The organism is Herbaspirillum sp. UBA812, assembly GCF_002296545.1.
Taxonomy (GTDB): domain Bacteria; phylum Pseudomonadota; class Gammaproteobacteria; order Burkholderiales; family Burkholderiaceae_D; genus Herbaspirillum; species Herbaspirillum huttiense.
In genome coordinates this window covers 4427-4944 of record NZ_DBIC01000289.1, presented here as the reverse complement: position 1 = coordinate 4944, position 518 = coordinate 4427, and the positions used below count along the sequence as shown (strand labels likewise).

The following is a 518-nucleotide window of genomic DNA, read 5'->3' as shown; positions in this document are numbered from 1 at the left end:
GCTGATGTGCACCGTAGAGCCTTCGCCGATGCCGAAGCTGCGCATCTTGACCAGGCGCGGCGGTGCACTGGCCGCAGGTGGAGCCGATATCCCTGCGCGCAGGGAATCCAGCAAGGGGAGGGGTTGGACTTGGTCGTTCATGATGTGACGAGGTCTTCGGACTGGTGGACGATGGCGCGAATCTCTTCACGCAATTGTGCAAAGGCAGGTTCGGTCTTGATGGCGCGGGCATCGCCTTCGGCGGCGAAACGGCGCACGAAATCGGTCTCGAAACGCGCCACGATGCGGCCCGGGCGCGGTGACATCACGATCACCTCGGTGCCCAGGAAAAGCGCTTCCTCGATGGAGTGTGTGATGAAGAAGACCTGCTTGCCCGTGCGCGCCCAGACCGACACCAGCAACTCCTGCATCTGTTCGCGGGTCATGCTGTCAAGCGCACCGAAGGGCTCATCCATGAGCAGGATTTTGGGATCCGGAGCCAAAGCGCGCGCCAGGCCCACGCGCTGGCGCATGCCGCC

Annotated in this window: 1 protein-coding gene; it reads right to left on the bottom strand. The window is 63.5% G+C overall.

Annotation, left to right across the window (positions count from 1 at the left end; genetic code table 11):
• Window positions 1–137: 137 nt before the first annotated feature.
• The coding region (locus B3873_RS19890; RefSeq protein WP_286868512.1) for an ATP-binding cassette domain-containing protein at window positions 138–518 on the bottom strand (381 nt) is incomplete at its 5' end.